Annotated in this window: 19 protein-coding genes and 1 riboswitch; of the genes, 6 read left to right on the forward strand and 13 right to left on the reverse strand. The window is 63.8% G+C overall.

All coding sequences use genetic code 11. The annotated features are described in order from the left end of the window. Positions 1 to 116: 116 nt before the first annotated feature. Complete coding sequence (gene araD1, locus RFN30_RS19985; RefSeq protein WP_320263805.1) at positions 117 to 1106, forward strand: AraD1 family protein; 990 nt, start codon at positions 117 to 119, stop codon at positions 1104 to 1106. A 168-nt stretch (positions 1107 to 1274) separates the two neighbouring features. Here the strand turns inward: araD1 and RFN30_RS19990 are convergent, their stop codons facing one another. Continuing rightward, entirely contained in the window at positions 1275 to 2042 is a 768-nt protein-coding gene (locus RFN30_RS19990) for an ABC transporter substrate-binding protein (RefSeq protein WP_320263806.1), read from the reverse strand. A gap of 93 nt (positions 2043 to 2135) precedes the next feature. Then, positions 2136 to 3230, reverse strand: coding sequence for a 2'-deoxycytidine 5'-triphosphate deaminase (locus RFN30_RS19995; RefSeq protein ID WP_320263807.1), 1095 nt, complete (start codon positions 3228 to 3230; stop codon positions 2136 to 2138). A 212-nt stretch (positions 3231 to 3442) separates the two neighbouring features. Continuing rightward, positions 3443 to 3520: riboswitch (SAM riboswitch) on the forward strand. A gap of 55 nt (positions 3521 to 3575) precedes the next feature. Between RFN30_RS19995 and RFN30_RS20000 the strand changes: the two genes are divergently transcribed. Next, positions 3576 to 4763 carry an O-succinylhomoserine sulfhydrylase gene (locus RFN30_RS20000; RefSeq protein ID WP_320263808.1) on the forward strand — a complete coding sequence of 396 codons (1188 nt, stop codon included), beginning with the start codon at positions 3576 to 3578 and terminating at the stop codon, positions 4761 to 4763. Between the two features lie 43 nt (positions 4764 to 4806). Here the strand turns inward: RFN30_RS20000 and RFN30_RS20005 are convergent, their stop codons facing one another. Then, positions 4807 to 5952, reverse strand: coding sequence for a ceramide glucosyltransferase (locus RFN30_RS20005; RefSeq protein WP_320263809.1), 1146 nt, complete (start codon positions 5950 to 5952; stop codon positions 4807 to 4809). 221 nt (positions 5953 to 6173) lie between these two features. Here RFN30_RS20005 and apaG point away from each other — a divergent pair, with 221 nt between their 5' ends. After that, on the forward strand, positions 6174 to 6566 hold the full coding sequence (gene apaG, locus RFN30_RS20010) for a Co2+/Mg2+ efflux facilitator ApaG/CorD (RefSeq protein ID WP_124996092.1): 393 nt from the start codon (positions 6174 to 6176) through the stop codon (positions 6564 to 6566). Between the two features lie 196 nt (positions 6567 to 6762). On the opposite strand, the gene RFN30_RS20015 is transcribed toward apaG, so the two are convergent. The 3 genes from RFN30_RS20015 to RFN30_RS20025 form a co-directional block, all read right to left on the reverse strand. After that, complete coding sequence (locus RFN30_RS20015) at positions 6763 to 7794, reverse strand: Hsp33 family molecular chaperone (protein ID WP_320263811.1); 1032 nt, start codon at positions 7792 to 7794, stop codon at positions 6763 to 6765. 108 nt (positions 7795 to 7902) lie between these two features. Further along, complete coding sequence (gene argF / locus RFN30_RS20020) at positions 7903 to 8814, reverse strand: ornithine carbamoyltransferase (protein WP_320263812.1); 912 nt, start codon at positions 8812 to 8814, stop codon at positions 7903 to 7905. Between the two features lie 15 nt (positions 8815 to 8829). Then, positions 8830 to 10029, reverse strand: coding sequence for an aspartate aminotransferase family protein (locus RFN30_RS20025; protein ID WP_320263813.1), 1200 nt, complete (start codon positions 10027 to 10029; stop codon positions 8830 to 8832). A gap of 356 nt (positions 10030 to 10385) precedes the next feature. Here RFN30_RS20025 and RFN30_RS20030 point away from each other — a divergent pair, with 356 nt between their 5' ends. After that, positions 10386 to 10904, forward strand: a complete 519-nt coding sequence (locus RFN30_RS20030; RefSeq protein WP_320263814.1) for a GcrA family cell cycle regulator — start codon at positions 10386 to 10388, stop codon at positions 10902 to 10904. A gap of 147 nt (positions 10905 to 11051) precedes the next feature. Here RFN30_RS20030 and RFN30_RS20035 read toward each other — a convergent pair whose 3' ends face one another. The 3 genes from RFN30_RS20035 to RFN30_RS20045 form a co-directional block, all read right to left on the reverse strand. Further along, positions 11052 to 12062: a magnesium and cobalt transport protein CorA gene (locus RFN30_RS20035; protein ID WP_320263815.1), complete on the reverse strand. Its 1011-nt coding sequence runs from the start codon at positions 12060 to 12062 to the stop codon at positions 11052 to 11054. A gap of 121 nt (positions 12063 to 12183) precedes the next feature. Continuing rightward, entirely contained in the window at positions 12184 to 12909 is a 726-nt protein-coding gene (gene phoU / locus RFN30_RS20040) for a phosphate signaling complex protein PhoU (protein ID WP_320263816.1), read from the reverse strand. 108 nt (positions 12910 to 13017) lie between these two features. Then, positions 13018 to 14283, reverse strand: a complete 1266-nt coding sequence (locus RFN30_RS20045) for an ATP-binding protein (RefSeq protein WP_320263817.1) — start codon at positions 14281 to 14283, stop codon at positions 13018 to 13020. Positions 14284 to 14473: 190 nt separating this feature from the next. Between RFN30_RS20045 and ppk2 the strand changes: the two genes are divergently transcribed. Further along, on the forward strand, positions 14474 to 15379 hold the full coding sequence (ppk2, locus tag RFN30_RS20050) for a polyphosphate kinase 2 (RefSeq protein ID WP_320263818.1): 906 nt from the start codon (positions 14474 to 14476) through the stop codon (positions 15377 to 15379). 68 nt (positions 15380 to 15447) lie between these two features. Here the strand turns inward: ppk2 and RFN30_RS20055 are convergent, their stop codons facing one another. The 3 genes from RFN30_RS20055 to RFN30_RS20065 form a co-directional block, all read right to left on the reverse strand. Continuing rightward, positions 15448 to 16194, reverse strand: coding sequence for an enoyl-CoA hydratase-related protein (locus tag RFN30_RS20055; protein ID WP_320263819.1), 747 nt, complete (start codon positions 16192 to 16194; stop codon positions 15448 to 15450). A gap of 11 nt (positions 16195 to 16205) precedes the next feature. Beyond that, positions 16206 to 16844 carry an acyl-homoserine-lactone synthase gene (locus tag RFN30_RS20060; RefSeq protein ID WP_320263820.1) on the reverse strand — a complete coding sequence of 213 codons (639 nt, stop codon included), beginning with the start codon at positions 16842 to 16844 and terminating at the stop codon, positions 16206 to 16208. Positions 16845 to 17118: 274 nt separating this feature from the next. Further along, positions 17119 to 17850, reverse strand: coding sequence for a LuxR family transcriptional regulator (locus tag RFN30_RS20065; RefSeq protein ID WP_320263821.1), 732 nt, complete (start codon positions 17848 to 17850; stop codon positions 17119 to 17121). A gap of 245 nt (positions 17851 to 18095) precedes the next feature. Between RFN30_RS20065 and RFN30_RS20070 the strand changes: the two genes are divergently transcribed. After that, on the forward strand, positions 18096 to 18941 hold the full coding sequence (locus tag RFN30_RS20070) for an ABC transporter substrate-binding protein (protein WP_320263822.1): 846 nt from the start codon (positions 18096 to 18098) through the stop codon (positions 18939 to 18941). Between the two features lie 13 nt (positions 18942 to 18954). Here RFN30_RS20070 and RFN30_RS20075 read toward each other — a convergent pair whose 3' ends face one another. Then, positions 18955 to 19368 carry a tellurite resistance TerB family protein gene (locus RFN30_RS20075; protein ID WP_320263823.1) on the reverse strand — a complete coding sequence of 138 codons (414 nt, stop codon included), beginning with the start codon at positions 19366 to 19368 and terminating at the stop codon, positions 18955 to 18957. Positions 19369 to 19399: the final 31 nt, after the last annotated feature.

Genomic DNA, 19399 nt, shown 5'->3' on the forward strand with positions numbered 1-19399 from the left:
CTCGCGAGCGCAATCCGGACGAAGAGTTTCAACCGTGGCGCGGATCGGTTCCGGGCTGCGCCGGTCAGGGGTTGCCCATCGGCAGCCGGGCCAAGGCAAAAGAGAGAGGGTTCATCATGCTGATTTCCCAGATCCTCGACGACGCGGAGACGATCCGCGTCGTTGCCCGCAGCGGCGGCAAGACCCGGATCATCAACGGCGCGCGCAGCGTCTATTCGCTGGCGATGGAGGCGGCCCGCACCGGCACCGGCCTCGAAGCGCTGATCGAGCGCAAAGGCTATGGCGAGACGGTCGATCTCGACGCCGCCTACAAGAAGGGCCGCCTGGTGTCGCCGATCAACCATCCGGACCCGGCGCATCTCCACCTCACCGGCACAGGGCTTACGCATCTCGGTTCCGCCGCGACGCGCGATTCCATGCATAAGAAGCTCAGCGACGGCGAAGAACAGCTCACCGATTCCATGAAGATGTTCCGCATGGGGCTGGAAGGCGGCAAGCCGCCAAAGGGCCAGATCGGCGTGCAGCCGGAATGGTTCTACAAGGGCAACGGCACCATGGCGGTGGCGCCGGGTGCGGCGTTGATGTCGCCAGCCTTCGCGCAGGACGCCGGCGAGGAGCCGGAGATCGCCGGCATCTATGTCATCGGCGACGACGGCGCGCCGTTCCGTGTCGGCTTCACGCTGTCCAACGAGTTTTCCGACCATGTGACCGAGCGTGTCAACTACCTGTTCCTCGCTCACTCCAAGCTGCGCAACGCTTCGTTCGGACCGGAGATCCTGATCGGCGACCTGCCCGCCGACATCAGGGGCTCATCGCGCATCTGGCGCGACGGCAAGGTGCTTTGGGAAAAGCCGTTCCTGTCGGGCGAGGCGAACATGTCGCACACCATCGCCAATCTCGAGCATCACCATTTCAAATACTCGGCCTTCCGCCAGCCGGGCGACGTGCATGTGCACATGTTCGGCACCGCGACGCTGTCCTTCGCCGACGGCGTCAGGACCGAGGCCGGCGATACCTTCGAGATCGAGGCCAAGGATTTCGGCCTGCCGCTGCGCAACCCGCTGGAGATCGAAAAGCCGGTGAAGGTGGCGGTGAAGGCGCTGTAGCACCGACCTTCCCTTCTCCCCTTGTGGGAGAAGGTGGATTGGCGCGTCAGCGCCAAGACGGATGAGGGGTGCTGGAAGAAATGAGGCGCCTCACTCCGTCCAGCACCCGTCATCCGTCGCCTTCGGCGACACCTTCTCCCACAAGGGAGAAGGGGAAGAGGCTCAACCTCAATAGATATCGAAGTCGAAATACTTGGCCTGAATCTTCTTGTAGGTGCCGTCGGCGACGATAGCGTCGATGGCCGCGTTCAGCCTGTCGCGCAGCGCGGTGTCCTCCAGGCGCACGGCAATGCCGGCTTCGGTCTCGGTGCCCTTGACGTCGCCGACCAGCTTGCAGCAGCCGTCGCTCGCCTTCTTCATCCAGTCGACCAGCACGAACTTGTCCGAGATGACGGCGTCGAGCCGGCCGTTGAGAAGATCGGTGACCGCCTCTTCCTGGGTCGGATAGAGCTTCGCCTCGGCGCCGGCCTTGGCGTAGACGTCCTGAGCGTAGTTGGCCTGGGTGGTCGAGGCCTGGGCGCCGACGGTCTTGCCGGCGAGCGCCGCCGGCTCGGTGGAAGCGATGTCGCTATCCTTGAGCGCGACCAGCGAAAGCGGCGTGGTGTAGTATTTGTGGGTGAAGGCGACCTGCTTCTTGCGTTCTTCGGTGATGCTCATCGAGGCGATGATGGCGTCGAACTTCTTGGCCTGAAGGGCCGGAATGATGCCGTCCCAGTCCTGGGTGACGATCTCGCATTCGACCTTCATCTGGGCGCAGAGCGCGTTGGCGATATCGATGTCGAAGCCCTCGACCTTGCCGTCCGGCGTGATGGTGTTGAAGGGCGGATAGGCGCCCTCGGTGCCGATCTTGATCTTTTCCGCCGCGATGGCGGAACCGGCGCCAAGCGCCAGCATGGCGGCCGCCGCTGCCGATACGATCCATCTGGATATCTGCATTTTCGTCTCCCTCAGTCAGGTTTCTGGATAAGTGAAGCGCAGCCAAGCATGGCGAGCCAGGCCAGGCAAGTGCCGTCAGGCTGTGCAGATGGATCAGCGCGCGGCGCGGAAATGCTTGGAGAGCTTGAGCCCCTGCGCCTGATAGTTGGAGCCGAGGTCGCTGCCGTAAAGCGCCCGCGGGCGCTTGAGCATATGCTCGTAGACCAGGCGGCCGACGATCTGGCCGTGGTCGAGGATGAACGGCACCTCGTGGCTGCGCACTTCGAGCACCGCGCGGCTGCCGCTGCCGCCGGCGGCGGAATGGCCGAAGCCCGGGTCGAAGAAGCCGGCATAGTGGACGCGGAACTCGCCGACCAGTGGGTCGAAGGGCGTCATCTCGGCAGCATAGAGCGGCGGCACATGCACGGCTTCGCGAGAGACCAGGATGTAGAACTCGTCCGGGTCGAGCACCAGTTCGCCGGCGCCGCTCTTGTAGAGCGGCTCCCAGAAGTCGACGACATCCTGCGCGGCGCGCTTGTCGACGTCGACGAGGCCGGTGTGGTGCTTGCCGCGATAGCCGACAAGACCGTCCTTGTCGCCGTCGAGATCGATGGAGAGCGCTATGCCGCCGCCAGAGATGTTGGGCGGCTCGGTGGCGACCAGCATCTCGGCGCGGTGGAGGTCGCGCAATTCACTCTCCGAAAGCACCGCATTGCCGGTGCGGAAGCGGATCTGCGACAGGCGCGAGCCGGTGCGCACGACGATCGGGAAAGTGCGCGGGCTGACCTCCAGGTAGAGCGGACCACGATAGCCGGCAGCGATCTTGTCGAACTCGTGGCCGCGGTCGGTCATGACGCGCGTGAAGATGTCCAGCCGCCCGGTCGAGCTCTTCGGGTTGGCGGAGGCCGAGACTTGCGCCGGCAGCGCCAGGCTCTCGAGCAGCGGCACGATATAGACGCAGCCCGTCTCCAGCACCGCGCCTTCGGTGAGGTTGATCTCGTGCAGCTTCAGCCGGTCGAGCTTGTCGGAAACCAAGTGATCGGGACCGGGCAGGAAGGAGGCGCGGACGCGGAAGGCCTTGTCGCCCAGCCTCAGATCGAGGCTGGCCGGCTGAATCTGGTTGGTATCGAGCGCGCGCGGCGATTTCAGCGCGCCCGCCTCGAACAGCGCCGCGATGTCCTGATCCGGAAGAATGCCTGTCTGCCGCAAGGGTCTGGCTCCGCTAGAGCAATTCGCCGTTTCACGAAAACGGCGAACCGCTCTACCTCTTTGTTTTGACGCAATTCCGGACGGAAATCCGTTTCACACTTTTCCTGGAATTGCTCCAAAGGCCGGGCAGGCGCATGGTCGCACGCTCCAGCCTGGTACAAACCTCTTAATCAAGCCGGCAATTGACGCAAGCGCGGGCGAGGTCTAAAGGGTCGTTATCCCGTGGTGATTTGGCCGGTCGGCTTGCAGCCACGTTAAACAAGTCGCTAAAGGACCGCTGGCCGCAAGGCCGTATGGACCGGTTGCGACGTCGCGGCCGGTTTTTTTGTGTTTGGAAATAGGGCGATGAGCAAGACGCGTAACTGGAAGCCTCAGACCGCACTCGTGCATGGCGGGACATTGCGTTCCGGCTTCGGCGAGACCGCCGAGGCGATGTATCTCACCCAGGGCTATGTCTACGAAACGGCGCAAGCGGCGGAAGCCCGTTTCAAGGGCGAGGAGCCGGGCTTCATCTATTCGCGCTACGCCAACCCGACGGTCGACATGTTCGAAAAGCGCATGTGCGCGCTGGAAGGCGCGGAAGATGCCCGGGCCACCGCTTCCGGCATGGCGGCGGTGTCCGCGGCACTTCTCTGCAGCGTCAAGGCCGGCGACCATATCGTCGCGGCCCGGGCGCTGTTCGGCTCCTGCCGCTGGGTGGTCGAGACGCTGGCGCCGCGCTACGGCATCGAAGCGACGCTGGTCGACGGCACCGACATCGCCAATTGGGAAAAGGCGGTCAGGCCCAACACCAAGCTGTTCTTCCTGGAAAGCCCGACCAACCCGACGCTGGAAGTGGTCGACATTGCCGCCGTCGCCGCTTTAGCCAACTCGATCGGCGCGCGCGTGATCGTCGACAATGTGTTTGCCACGCCGCTCCAGCAAAAGCCCCTGCAGCTCGGCGCCCATATCGTGGTCTATTCGGCGACCAAGCATATCGACGGACAGGGCCGCTGCCTCGGCGGCGTCATCCTGTCGGACAAGAAGTGGATCGACGAGAACCTGCACGACTATTTCCGCCACACCGGCCCGAGCCTGTCGCCCTTCAACGCCTGGACGCTGCTCAAGGGCCTGGAGACGCTGCCGCTGCGCGTGCGCCAGCAGACCGAAAGCGCCGGCAAGATCGCCGACTTCCTGGCTGGACGGCCGCAGATCGCCCGCGTCATCTATCCGGGCCGTGCCGACCATCCGCAGGCGGATGTCGTCAGGAAGCAGATGTCGGGCGGCTCGACGCTGATCTGCCTCGACGTCAAGGGCGGCAAGCAGGCGGCCTTCGCCTTCCAGAACGCGCTCGACATCGTGCTGATCTCCAACAATCTCGGCGACGCCAAGAGCCTGATCACCCATCCGGCGACCACCACGCACAAGAATCTGAGCGACGAGGCGCGCGCCGAACTCGGCATCGGGCCCGGCACGCTGCGCTTGTCTGTGGGGCTTGAGGATGCCGACGACCTGCTCTCCGACGTCGAACAGGCACTCAAGGCGGCGAAATAACAGGCCCCGACGGCGACAAAAGATTGTTTGAGCCACAGCCGGCTCAAGCAATCTCTTCGAGTTCAGTCATCCCGCTGTTGCTGATGGTCATTGCGTTGCCGCGCCATTCGACGGCCCCGCCCAGCCAGCCGCGCGCCCATATGGTGGGAAGCATCGCGTCGCGGACGACCATCGCGGTGACGCTGCGCGGCGACAGGTACCAGCCCTTGGACCAGGCAAGCAGGCACTCCGGTACATAGGCGATCGCCAGCACGCAAAGCGCAGTCGTGGGCAGGCTGACGCCGGCGCTTGCCGCCGCGACGAGTGCCAAAATCAGCGGCATAACCACACCGGTCAGGATCTCGGGCGCGAAGAACAATGGGAAGGTAACGCGGCGCAGCCGCGCCCAGCGCGCCTGGCGCGACCAGATTTCGGCGAGCGTGCGCTGGCCGAGCGGCTGCTCAAAGGGCGAGGCCACGAGATTGACCCGGAGGCCCAGGCTGTTGACCAGCTTGGTGGCCGCCGCATCCTCGGCGATCTCGGCGGCTAAAGCCTGGATGCCGCCATGAGCGTCGAGCATCGGCTTGTTCCACAACATGCTCTTGCCCTGGGCGAAGCCAAGGCCGAGCGCCTCGCCCGCATATTGCCAGCGCGCCTGCAGCGTGTTGAGGAAGGCGCATTCGACCTCGGCCCAAAAACCGTCTGGCCGCGAGCCGATCGGTGTCGAGCAGACGAGGCCGGTGTCCGGCCGCCAGGCCGCCATCAGATGCTGGACATAGTCCTTGGGCATCAGCACGTTGGAATCGGCAAGGATCACCCAATCGTGCCGGGCCGCCTGCCAGCCCTTGACGCAGTTGTTAAGCTTGGGATTGGCGCTGATCCTGTCATCGCCGACGAGCAACCGCGCCGGAATCCCGGGGAAGCGCGCGATCGCGGCATTGATCAGCCCGACCACGGGATCCTGGGCATGAGCGACGCAGAAGATCAGCTCGTAGCGCGGCCAGTCTAGCGAGAGAGCGCGCTCGAGCGTCTCTTCGGTGAACGGCTCCACGCCCCGCGACGGAACGACGATGGAGACCGGCAGCTGCTTGCCGGAGGGTGCGGGAATGACGCGACGCGCCTTCAGCCGCGATGAAGCGAGCATGATGCTGGCGAGATTGGAAAGAAGAAGGGCTGACGAGGCAAAGGCGGCTGCGAGGGTCAGTTCCATCGAGATCTGGTCACTCCGGAAAGGCCGCCCGCGGCCGTTTCATCAGTCGACAGAGCGCCCGAGTCGCCCGCACGGTTTGTGCACACCAACATTGTCATGTGTCACTTAAATGACATTGTTTGTCGGCACGTGCGGTGGAAAGCCGGCAGGACGGATGGCGCCTAGCGTAACAACCGCGAAGCGCGATAAATGTTCCCTGAGCCGGCAAACCGGAGTGGCTCATGTATCGCGCCGTCACGCGCAACATCGAAGTGCAGGTCAGGCCGTTCTACCTGGAGGACCGTTCCGATCCGTCCGAGAACCGCTATGTTTGGGGTTACCAGGTGACGATCGACAACCGGTCGGACGAGTTCGTGCAGCTTCTGTCGCGCTATTGGCACATCACCGACGGACGCGGCCGCGTCGAGGAAGTGCGCGGCGCCGGCGTCGTCGGCGACCAGCCGGAGCTCAACCCCGGCGACAGCTATCAGTATACATCGGGATGCCCGCTCTCGACGCCGTCCGGGATTATGGTCGGCCACTACACGATGCGCAACGGGCGCGGCGAGACGTTCGACGTCGCCATCCCCGCCTTCTCCCTTGACATGCCGGGAACACGACGGACGGTGAATTAAGGGCGAAACCCTACGCGGCAGCCTCTTTCTCCCCGTTTACGGGGAGAAATGCCCGGCAGGGCAATGAGCGGCAGCGCCAGGTTTTGGGATTTTCTTTCGGACGGAGCGAGGGGCGCTTGCAAGGCCAACGCCGGCGCTGCCCCTCATCCGCCCTTCGGAGACCTTCTCCCCGTGGAACGGGGAGAAGGCAGGAGCCTTATTCTGCAGCGAATTCAGCCGGATCGAAGTCGTACTGCGTCGAGCAGAACTCGCAAGCGACATGGATGCCGCCGTCCTCGGTCGAGTCCTTGATCTCCGAGGCCGAAAAGCCCTCGAGGATGCCGCGGATCTTCTCGCGCGAGCAGGAGCACTGGTCGGCAACCGGCACGTTGCGGAAAACGCGCACGCCGTGCTCGTGGAACAGCCGGTAGAGCAGCCGCTCGGCGCCCACCGTCGGATCGATCAGCTCGGTCGGCTCGATGGTGCCCAGCAGCGCCAGCAATTCCCGCCAGGAATTGTCGGCCGGTTCGTGCGCCACGTCCCGCGGATCGCCGTCGCCGCCCGAAATGTCGGGCACGTGCATGCGTTCGGGCGCCTGCGGCAGGAACTGCGCCAGAATGCCGCCGGCGCGCCACTGCTCGCGAGCGCCGCCGGGACCCGGTGTCACCAGCTTGGCGACCGACATCCTGATTTCGGTCGGAATCTGCTCCGACTGGCGGAAATAGGTGCGCGCGGCCTCCTCCAGCGACGTGCCGTCGAGCTGGACGATACCCTGATAACGCTGGGTGTGCGCGCCCTGATCGATGGTCAGCGCCAGGACGCCGGTGCCGAGCAGTTTCTGCTGCGAGGTCTCCCCGGCGGCAATCGCAGCCTGCAGCCGATCGGCGTCGAAGCGCGCATAGGCGCGCAGCGCATGCGGCGTGGTGAAGTCCGCCACCAGCATGTCGACCGGCCCGTCCGTGCGGGTCTGCAGAATGAACTTGCCCTCGAACTTCAGCGACGTGCCGAGCAGCACGGTAAGCACGCAGGCCTCGGCCAGCAGGCGCGCGACTGGTTCGGGATAATCATGGCGGCTGAGGATGGCGTCGAGCATCGACCCGAGCTGCACGGTGCGGCCGCGCACGTCGAGCGGCGCGACCTCGTAAGGCACGACATGGTCGTCGCCGGCGAAGCCGAATTCACCGAGTTTGGGTTGATGTTCAGCCAAGGTATGGGTTTCCAACATGACAAAGCTCCAGGGCGCGGCCATGCCGCCCTTTGGGCCGCATGCGTGGAAGCGCGTTCGATTTACGTGATGGCCCGCAAATAGGCATCACCCCGCTCTGGATCAAGTTGGTCCGGATAAGCACAGCGCCAGTCAAGCGCGCAGGCACCAGGCCAGCACCGCCTTCTGGGCGTGCAGCCGGTTCTCGGCCTCGTCGAACACCACCGAATGCGGCCCGTCGATCACCTCGTCGGTAACCTCCTCGCCGCGATGCGCCGGCAGGCAGTGCATGAACAGCGCGTCGGACTTAGCCCTGGCCATCAGCGCGGCATTGACCTGGTAGGGCAGGAAGACGTTGTGGCCGCGGGCGCGATGCTCCTGGCCCATCGACACCCAGCTATCGGTGACGACGCAATCCGCCTGGTCGACCGCCTCCTCGGCCGAGCGGGCAAACCTCACCTTGCCGCCATTGGCCTTCGACCAATCGACATATTTCTCGAACGGCTCGCTGCCTTCCGGCACCGCGACATTGAGATTGAAGCGGAAGCGCGCCGAGGCTTCGAGCAGCGAGTGCAGCACATTGTTGCCGTCGCCGGTCCAGGCAAAGGTCTTGCCGGCCACCGGACCGCGATGCTCCTCGTAGGTCATGATATCCGCCATCAGCTGGCAGGGATGGGTATCGTCGGTCAGCCCGTTGATGACCGGCACGGTGGCGTTCTCGGTGAGCTCCAGCAGCCGGTCATGCGAGGTGGTGCGGATCATGATGGCGTCGACATAGCGCGACAGCACCTTCGCGGTGTCGGCGATGGTTTCGGAACGGCCGAGCTGCATCTCGGTGCCGGTCAACATGATGGTCTCGCCGCCGAGTTGGCGCATGCCGACGTCGAAGGAAACGCGCGTGCGCGTCGACGGCTTGTCGAAGATCATCGCCAGTACCTTGCCGTCGAGCGGCTTCGAGCGCTCGCCGGCCTTGAGCCTGGTCTTTCGCGCCACCGCATCGTCCAGCATCGAGCGCAGGTCTCCCGCGGAAACGGCGGACAGGTCGGTGAAGTGGCGAACGCTCATCGGCAAATTCCAGAATTACTTCGCGGCTTCGGCCGCAATCGCGTCGGTCAGGTCCTTGGCGCCCGAACGAATACGCTTCAGCGCCTCGCCGATCTCCTCGTCGGTGACGGTGAGCGGCGGCAAGAGACGGATGACGTTGTCGCCAGCCGGCACGGCAAGCAGGTGCTGGTCGCGCAGCGCCATGTTCACCTTGGCGTTGGGCATGGCGCATTTCAGGCCGAGCATCAGACCGGTTCCCCTGATGCCCTCGATGACATCGGGAAATTCGTCGGCAACCGCCGCAAGGCCTTGCTTCAGCAGCAACGCTTTGCGCTGAACATCCTCGAGGAAGCCGTCGGCCAGCACGACGTCAAGCACGGCGTTGCCCACGGCCATCGCCAGCGGATTGCCGCCGAAAGTGGTGCCGTGCACGCCGGCCGTCATGCCTGTCGCCGCCTCGTCGGTGGCGAGGCAGGCACCCATCGGGAAGCCGCCGCCTATGCCCTTGGCGATCGCCATCAGGTCAGGCGTGACGCCCGCCCATTCATGCGCGAACAGCTTGCCGGTGCGGCCGATGCCGCACTGGACCTCATCGAAGATCAGAAGCAGGCCATGCTGGTCGCAGAGTTGGCGCAGGCGCTTCAGCGACTGCGTCGGCACCGGGCGGATGCCGCCCTCGCCCTGCACCGGCTCGATCAGGATAGCCGCGGTATCCGGCGTGATCGCCTTCTCGGCGGCCTCGATATCGTCGAACGCGACCTGGTCGAAGCCCTCGACCTTCGGACCGAAACCCTCGAGATATTTGTACTGGCCGCCGGCGGCGATCGTCGCCAGCGTGCGGCCGTGGAAGGCGCCCTCGAAGGTGATGATGCGGAAACGCTCCGGATGGCCCTTGACGAACTGGTAGCGCCGCGCCGTCTTGATGGCGCATTCCAGCGCCTCGGCGCCGGAATTGGTGAAGAACACCTTGTCGGCGAAGGTCGCGTCGACCAGCCGTTCGCCCAGCCGGCGCTGCTCCGGGATCTCGTAGAGGTTGGAGACGTGCCAGAGCTTGGCGGCCTGCTCAGTCAGCGCCGCAACCAGATGCGGATGGCCGTGGCCCAGCGAGTTCACGGCGATGCCGCCGGCGAAATCGAGATATCGCTCGCCCTTGTCGGTGACCAGCCAGGTCCCCTCCCCGCGATCGAAGGCCAGGGGTGCGCGAGCAAAGGTCTCGTAAAGCGCCGAACCGCTCATTATATGCGTCTCCGGAACCGGAAATCAAAAAAGCCGCCAATGCGGCGGCCTTTGCGGCTTATCATGTTTTTCGGCCATGAAGTCAACGAAAACGTCGCGCAGAAGCGCGCGGCAAGGCTCCAGCGCCGCGATGGCTCATGAGCGGTCAGGCAAGTTGGGGAAAACCGAAAAAACCGAATCGTGTTGCCCTGGGGACTCTTGTCACCGAGTCAGCGCATGAGGTAATTGTAGTTGAGAAATAACTAGATTTCGTGCGGCGGATCTAATCACCCGGTACATGTGGTGTTGTTTGCCCGGCGGGAGCCGGGGCGGGAAAGGATTCTGACTGCCGTACGCCTCAGCAGGAGCGCGGTCTCATGAACTGGACTGACGAGCGGGTCGAACTTCTCAGGAAATTGTGGTCGGAGGGTCTCAGCGCCAGCCAGATCGCCGCGCAGCTCGGCGGCGTGAGCCGCAATGCCGTCATCGGCAAGGTGCATCGCCTGAAACTGTCGGGCCGCGGCCGCGCGACCGCCGCGCCGGCGCGGCAGAAGAAGACGACGCAAGGAGCCTCGATGCAGAAAACGGTGGCCCGTGCCGCAAGCGCTGCGCGTCACGTGACGGCTTCCATCGGCGCGACCGCGCTGCAGGTGCAGTTCGACGCCGAACCGGTGGCGCGCCACTATATCCGCCCGGTCGAGAATGTCGTAGTGCCGATCTCGCGCAACCTGCAGCTCGTCGAGCTGACCGAGCGCACCTGCAAGTGGCCGAACGGCGATCCGCTGTCGGAAGACTTCAGCTTCTGCGGCAACGACGCGGGCGAGACCGGACCGTACTGCAAATATCACGCAAGGGTGGCGTTCCAGCCGGCGGCGGAAAGACGGCGCGCTCGCTGATAGCGAATAGCGAATAGCGAATAGCGAATAGCGAATAGCGAATAGCGAATAGCGAATAGCGAATAGCGAATAGAACAGTGTCGGCATCCGAGTGCGGCGCAAGCTTCTTTCGCCCTATTGGCTACTCCCTATTCGCTATTCGCTTTTTCACAGCCATCCATTCTTCTTGAACCGCCAGTACAGGAACGCGCAGATCAGCGCGATCGCCGTCAGCACGGTCGGGTAGCCGTATTCCATCTTCAGCTCCGGCATGTCGGCGAAGTTCATGCCGTAGATGCCGGCAAAGGCCGTCGGGACCGCCAGGATGGCCGCCCATGAGGCAAGCTTCTTGGAAATCGCCGTTTCCTGGCTCTGCCCGACCAGAAGGCTGGCCTCGAAGGCGAAGGCCAGGACCTCACGCAGGCTGTCGATCTTTTCCTGCACAGTGCGGATATGGTCGGTCACGTCGCGAAACAGCGGATGCATGGCGGCATGGATCTGCGGCAGCTCGGCGCTGGTCAGCCGCCGGCAGACCTCGACCAGAGGCAGCGCCGCGTTGCGCAGGCGCAGGAGATCGCGGCGCAACATGTAGAGCCGCTCGATGTCGGCGCCGGTCATCGGCTTCAGCAGCACCTTGTCCTCGATCTGCTCGACCTCGTCCTCGATCTGCTCGAGCACGGGCATGTAGTTGTCGACGATGAAGTCGAGAATGGCATAGAGGACGAAATCCTCACCCTTGGCGAGCGAAGACGGGCAGCTTTCCCAGTGCTGGCGCACCGCGGCGTAGGAAGTCGACGGGCCATGCCTGACACTGACGATATAGCCGGTGCCGACAAAGAGATGCGTCTCGCCGAAAGTGACGCGGCCATCGATCAGTTGCGCCGTGCGGGCGACGATGAACAAGGCATCGCCATATTGCTCGATCTTCGGCCGCTGATGCGGATGCTCGGCGTCCTCGATCGCCAGATCATGCAGGTGGAACTGCCCCTGCACCCTGAGCAGCAGGTTACGGTCCGGCTCGAGCAGGCCGATCCAGACGACATGCTCGGGCTTTGCGGCCCACACGCCTGCCTCTTCGATTGAAATGTCGGCGACGCGCTTGCCGGCGGTATAGACGCTGGACGCAATGATGCCGGATGTCGGCTGCGGGGCCGGGGTCAGGTTTCGAACTTGTTCCATCGCAAACCTCCCGAGACAGCGACTGACAAAATCGCTGCACCTGGAGGAGCCTAGCCTAAATTAGAAAGCCGTTCGAGAGGCCGTCCGTTCACTTAGCCGATATCGGGTCGCCGATATCGGGTCACTTGGCCGATGCCGGACCAGGAAACACCACCTGGTCGGTCTTGTCGCCCTTCGGCCGGTCGGCCGGCATCTGGTCGCCGGTGACGATGTAATAGATGGTTTCGGCGATGTTGGTGGCGTGGTCGCCGATCCGCTCGATGTTCTTGGCGCAGAAGAGCAGGTGGGTGCAGGGCGTGATGTTGCGCGGATCCTCCATCATATAGGTCAGGAGCTCGCGAAACAGCGAGGTGTACATGGCGTCGATCTGGTCGTCACGGTCGCGCACGAAGCCGATCTTCTCGACCGAGCGCGAGGCATAGATGTCGAGCACTTCCTTGAGCTGCGTCAGCGCCAGATTGGCCAGCGCCTCGAGGCCGCGGAAGAGACTGCTCGGCTGGCGGCCGTCGATGACCGCCGCGACGCGCTTGGCGACGTTCTTGCCGAGATCGCCGACGCGCTCGATGTCGGCCGAGATGCGGATGGCACCGACGATCTCACGCAGGTCCGTCGCCATCGGCTGGCGCCTTGCGATGATGACGATCGCCTTGTCGTCGATCTCGCGCTGCCCCTCGTCGAGGACAAGATCGTCCTGAATAACCTTCTGCGCCAGGCCCGGATCGGCGTTCACCAGGGCCGCGATCGCTTGCTCGACCATGCGCTCGGCATGCCCGCCCATGGCGGCAATGCGCTTCGACAGGAATTTCAGTTCTTCGTCATAGGCACTCATAGTATGGACGGACTGCATGGTTATGCCTTCCCGGTTTCTGCCGGCTGGTGCGTTCCCTCAATCTGTCGCTGATACGCGAACCGGATGACAGAAAGAAGAAATTGCCGGTTGGCAACCAATACTCGATCAGCTAGCCGGCAAATGAACCGTGAACGCCGCACCCTTGCCGACTTCCGACTTGATCGACAGCCTCGCATTGTGACGAGTCAATATATGCTTGACGATGGAAAGGCCAAGGCCGGTGCCTTTCTGGGTCCGGCTGTTTTCAACATCGACGCGGTAGAAACGCTCCGTGATGCGGGGAATGTGTTCCTCGGCTATGCCGGGGCCATAGTCTCTTATGGTGACGTCGATGCCCGCTTCCTGGCCGTCCTCGCTGCCGGCGATGGATACGGTGACGCGTCCGCCTGACTGGCCGTATTTGCAGGCATTCTCCAGGAGATTCTCGAAAACCTGGAAAAGCTCGTCGCGGTCGCCGGGCACGGAAAGCGGGCCATCGATGAAGTCCCGTTCGATGACCACGCCGTTCTCGCTGGCCAGCGGCCCGAGGGAATCGATGACGCTGTCGATTGTCTGGCGAAGATCGACCTCGGTTCCCGGCCGCAGATAGGGCTTCATCTCCAGCCGCGACAGCGACAAAAGATCGTCGATCAGGCGCGCCATGCGGCCGGTCTGGTTCTGCATGATCTGCAGAAACTGGTCGCGTGCCGCCGGATCGCCGCGCGCCGGGCCGCGCAACGTCTCGATGAAGCCGGCGATCGAGGCGAGCGGCGTGCGCAGTTCATGGCTGGCATTGGCGATGAAATCGGCGCGCATGCGGTCGATGCGGCGCGCCTCGCTCTGATCCTTGAACACCAGCACATAGAGATCGGTGGCATGGCCGACCGAGGACGCGCTCACCCGGTATGTGCGCTCCACGGGGAGCTTTTCCGTATAGTCGACGACATCGGACGCCACGGTGCCCGAGACGATGCCGTCAAGCAAGGCCTGCATTTCCGGGGCGCGGAATTTGAGAGACAGCGACATGCCGGGCGCCAGTCCGCCGAAGGCGGCGAAGGCGGCGGCGTTGGCGTGGACGATTGTGGCTGTGCGGTCGAAGATGATCAGCGGATCGGCAACGGCGGCCGCCAGATATTCGCCGGACAGCCGCTCCAGGCCGTCGGCCTCGATCGCCGCCGCGTCGTCGGCTGACTGCCGCTCGACGTGGGCGGGCAGCATCGCGGCTGCGACCAGCAACGCTAGCGCCAGCAGCGGCACATAGATCGAAAAGCCGCCGAAAGCGTAAACGGCGAGGACCGCGACAACGGCCGCGGCCAGCAACCAACGGCTGCGCCGCAGCCGGGCCACGGCTGCTTGCGTTGCGCCTTTCTGGTCTGCGCCCTCATCGACCATGCGCTGCCCCGTATCTCCGCCGGTGAAAGTTCCGCCGACCGGACCGGCGCATGACCCACAAAAATCGGAATCGATTTTCTGGAAGGTTCATGCGCAAAATCAAAGTGCTACGGCACCCCTGCGCCCAGACGGACGCAGCGCCTTAGAGGCTCCCATAGCACGAGTCCGCAAGCTGGAAAGGTTCGTCTCGATGAAAAAAGCCGAGGAAAACGCCGACGCGGCGCCCGCCGCAGGACCGATCAAGATCAGGATCGGCGGCAAGGAACGCGAGTTCGACATCGACAATCCGGAGCTTCCGGGCTGGATCGATGACAACAAGCTGACTGCCGGCGGTTATCCTTACGACAAGAAGATGAAGAGTGAGGAGTACGACAAGGAACTCGAGCGGCTGCAGATCGAGCTGGTCAAGGCGCAGGCCTGGTTGCAGGCGACCGGCAAGCGGGTGATGGCGCTGTTCGAAGGGCGCGACGCGGCCGGCAAAGGCGGCACGATCTTCGTGCTGCGGCAGTACATGAACCCGCGCACGGCGCGCAACGTGGCGCTGACCAAGCCGACGCCGACTGAGCTTGGGCAATGGTACTATCAGCGCTATGTCGACCATTTCCCGACCTCAGGCGAGTTCGTCACCTTCGACCGCTCCTGGTACAACCGCGCCGGCGTCGAGCCGGTCATGGGTTTCTGCACGCCGGAGCAGCACGAGAAATTCCTCGACGAGACGCCGCATTTCGAACGCATGATCTGCAACGAGGGTATCCACTTCTTCAAATTCTGGCTGAACATCGGCCGCGAGACGCAGCTCGAACGCTTCCACGACCGCCGCTGGTCGCCGCTGAAGAACTGGAAGTTCTCGCCGATCGACATCGCCGGCATCAACAAATGGGACGACTACACCAAGGCGCGTGATCTGATGGTCGAACGCACCCACAAGGAGTTCGCACCCTGGATCATTGTGCGCGCCAACGACAAGCGCCGCGCGCGGCTCGCCGTCATCCAGCGGATCCTGTTGTCGCTGCCTTATGGCGGGCGCGATCTCGACGCCGTCGGCAAGGAAGACAGGAAGATCATCGGCGAAGGGCCGTCGTTCCTGGAGAAATAGTTTTTCCCGAAACCGACGTTTACAGCGCCGCGTGCCCAAGAAGGCACGCGGCGCTGAGACTTTCAGGTTCAAGCGGCCAAGCGGGCGATCCGCTGCAGCCGCTTCAGCGTGGCGTCGTCCTGAAGCGCCTGCTGGAACAGCGAAATCTCATGGTCGATGCGGTCGCACAGAACGTCCGTATCGCCCTTGAGCAGGCCGCGCGTCTGCAACAGCGCGGCAACCGGCTTCTTGGCGAGCTGCCTTGCCCGCGCCAAAGCCATCTCCTCGGCGCTGCCTTCCACGATCTCGCCGACCAGGCCGAGCGCCTTGGCGTCATCGACGCCCAGCGTGTCGCCGAGGCAGAAGAAGCGGAAGGCACCGGCGTAGCCGAGCTTCTGCGGCGCCAGGATGCTGGTCGCGGCGTCCGGCACAAGGCCGAAATCGACGAACGGCACCCTGAAGGTGCTTCCCCTGGAAGCGATCACCATGTCGCAGTGGAACAGGATGGTGCAGCCGACGCCGACGGCATCCCCGTCCACGCAGGCAAGGACCGGCTTGGGGAAGGTCGCAAGCATGCGGAACATATCGGTGACGGCGGCAATCAGCTGCTGGTGCTTGGTGGCGTCGAGGAACTCCGAGAAGTCGCCGCCGAGGCAGAAGCAGCCGGCGAGGCCGCGCAGTACGACCACGCGGACGTCGTCATTGACGGCGGCTTCGTGGAAGGTCCTGGCGAGGCTCGCATAGGCGTGCCTGTCCAGCACAGGCCGGCCGTCATGCGACGACACCGTGATGACCAGCGTGTGGCCGCGCAGTTCCGGTTCGGGATGGAAGCTCATGACCACCTCCATCACGAAGCCTGCCTCAGGCCGAGCTGGCCGGGATAGCCTCGGTTGAGTACCGGCAGGAAGTGGTTGCGGCGCTGGCGCACCACCTCCAGCGTATGCTCGGTGAAGGTGAGCAGCGTCGCCACGACCTGCTGGTTGCCATAAGTGCGCTGATAGCCGAGCGGCTTGGCCAGGAAGTGCAGCTGCAACGCCCGCAGCACCCACATCGGTTCGAACTCGATGATGACCTGGTTGACGTTGCGCTTGAGGCCCCATTCGACAAAACCGGCGATCAGCTCGGTGCCGACCGTCGAAACGCCGCGCTTGCCGTCCCGGAAGCCCGGCGCCACCGCATAACGGGTCAGTTCCCAGACATTCGGCCCCGAGGGGGACCTCCCCTCGCAGAGGTCCGACAGCACGTCGGTCAGGAGATGCGGCCGCGTCGTCGGCAGCATGCGTTGGTAACCGGCGAGCTCGCCATTGCGGATGACGAGGTGATGTTCGGCCTCCTCATGGTCGAACTGATCGATCTCGAGGCCGTCCGGGCGATCGAGATCGGCCCATCCCATCTCCTCGACGAAGATTCTGTGACGCAGACGATGGACCGCTTCCCAGAGGTCGGGACGTTCCATCAATTCCTGAGTGGTAAGGGAAAATAGCATTAGCCGTCTCCTAGGCTTAAGAGGAAGATACGGCCGGGCTTTCCCGAAAATATTACGCGAACGCGTAGGCAAGAATTTCTAGGCCCGCACGGCCGACCTGGCTAATATAGCCGCGCCTAATCGCCGCCGCGACCGCTGCACACGATTGGCGGCGCCCTGTTTGCTCTTGGCGTTAAGAAAGCATTAGCCGTCTCCTGAGAGGAGATACGGCCCGACTTTCCTTAAAATATTACTCAATTGCGCAGGCAAGAATTTCCAGGCCGGCACAGCCGGCCTAGCTGATATAGCCGCGCCTAATCGCCTCGGCGACTGCCTGCACACGATTGGCGGCGCCCAGTTTGCTCTTGGCGTTAAGAAGGTGTTTCTCGGAAGTGTGCTCCGAAATGCCGAGAATCTGCGAAATCTCCCATTCGGACTTGCCGACAGCCGCCCATTGCAGGCATTCACGCTCGCGCGGCGTCAATTCAATGTGATCGATGACCTTGCCGGCCATTGTGTGAAGCTGCATGGCGCGGCCGATGGCGTAGGTGGAGGCCAGCGAAACCATCCCGAACTCGGCCTCCGATAGCTCGACGGACTCGCCGCCCAGCGAGACCATGACGATCTGGCCGTCGAGCGTGACCAGCGGAAAGGCGAGGCCGTCGCGCAGCTTGAACTCGCGGGCGTCGCCCATGACCTCGTCGCTGCTCTTGTCGATGACGATGGCCTGCGAGGCCTCCCGCCACTGGAACGGGGCCTGCAACTGCTTCATGTGGCTGACGACCGGATCATGGTCGACATAATTGCGCGCCACGTAGCGCTCCAGCCACTCGCCCGGCCAGTCGCAGAGCAGCACATGGTCTTTCTGCCGGCCGCGCGGCGTGCCGGGTTGCGGCACGGTTCCGGCCATCAGCGCTGTTAGCCCGAAATTCGAGGTGATGCCGAGCAAGCTCTCGCATACCGCCGCAGCCGTGTTGGCATGCTGCAGCTGGTCTATGTATTCCAGAGTTCTATCAAACATGCTCATCGCAACATCTACCCCATGTTGCTTCCGATTTCTTGATTGACGGTAGATGCCCGAACCGCCCCTTGCCATCAACCCCGGATCGCAAGCAACTTCGTGCCGCCGGTGACCTCCCCTTGCCGACGCGCACGCTGCCACTTGCAAACGTGCTAAACCATACGCCTAATTCGCCAGTTTGAAATCAAAAACGTTGTGCCCGAGTAATTTTCGTACGAAAAGCCGGGGACATGACTGGGCGGAACCTTATCGTGACTTTCCGGTGGATATCTCTGGCTCTGCTGTCGGCGCTGCTCGGGGCGTTGCCGGACGCGACTCAGGCCGCGGAGCCGCAGGTTCCGGTACTGTGGGATGCCAAGGAACGGCTGCCGAAGCCCGATCTTTCCGCGCTGCCGAGGCTGAGGTTCCTCACCACCACCGATTTTCCGCCTTTCAATTTCCTCGACGGCTCGGGCCGGCTGTCGGGTTTCCACATCGACCTGGCGCGGGCGATCTGCGCCGAACTCGGCATCGTCGAGAAATGCCAGATCCAGGCGCTGCCCTGGAACGAGCTCGACGACGCGCTGCAGAAAGGCGAGGGGGAGGCGATCATCGCCGGCATCGCGGCGACGCCGGAAAGCCGCGAGAAATACGCGTTTTCGCGTTCCTACCTGCAGTTCCCGGCGCGCTTCATCATGCCGAAGGCCAAGGCCCTCACCGAGCCGATCCTCGACAAGCTGCGCAGCAAGCGGGTGGGCGTCATCGCCGGCTCGGCGCATGAGAAGATGCTGCGCGACTATTTCGGTACGGTGCAGGTCGTGCCGTTCGAAAAGCCCGAGGACCTCTACGCCGACCTCAAGGCCGGCAAGATCGACGCCGCCTTCGGCGACGGCATGCGTTTTGCCTTCTGGCTCGGCGGCTCGGACGCCGCCGGCTGCTGCCGCTTCGCAGGCGGCCCGTATCTGGCGCCGGAATATCTGGGCTCGGGCATGGCGATCGCCACCAGGGCGGGCGACCCGGCGCTGGCCGCCGCCTTCGACTACGCGCTGCAGGAAATCTCGATCAAGGGCACCTTCGCCGAGTTCTATCTGCGCTATTTTCCGGTGAGTTTCTTCTGAGGGCTGTCGAGAATCACGTCAGCGTGCGCAGGCGCGCCTTGGCCGCACGCGCGATCGCGGCGACGGTCAGCGTATCGAGATCGAGCTTGAGCCGGATGAGCTGCAGCACCCGCACCTCCTCCATGCGCATTTCAAGGTCGACGGCCGCGACCTCGAAGGCGGCCGCGTAGGCCGTGTCGCGCAGCCGCTCCGGCAGCGCCTTCGCGACACGCGCGAGGACGCCTTCCAGACCGTCCTTGTCCTGCAGCGCCTTCTGGCATTCCTGCGACACCGCAATCAGCCTGTCCTGGTTGAAATCGACGAACACCGGCCAGGAGCGGACGACGTCGCCGATCCGCGCCAGCTCGACGTCGGTCATGTCGCGGTCGGAAGCCGAGGTGATGACCATCAGGTAGATCAGGGCTTCGTGCGGCGTCAGCGAAGGCATTCAAAACTCCTTTGTCGTCGTGCCGGAACCG

The organism is Mesorhizobium dulcispinae (assembly GCF_033977345.1).
GTDB classification, from domain to species: domain Bacteria; phylum Pseudomonadota; class Alphaproteobacteria; order Rhizobiales; family Rhizobiaceae; genus Mesorhizobium; species Mesorhizobium dulcispinae.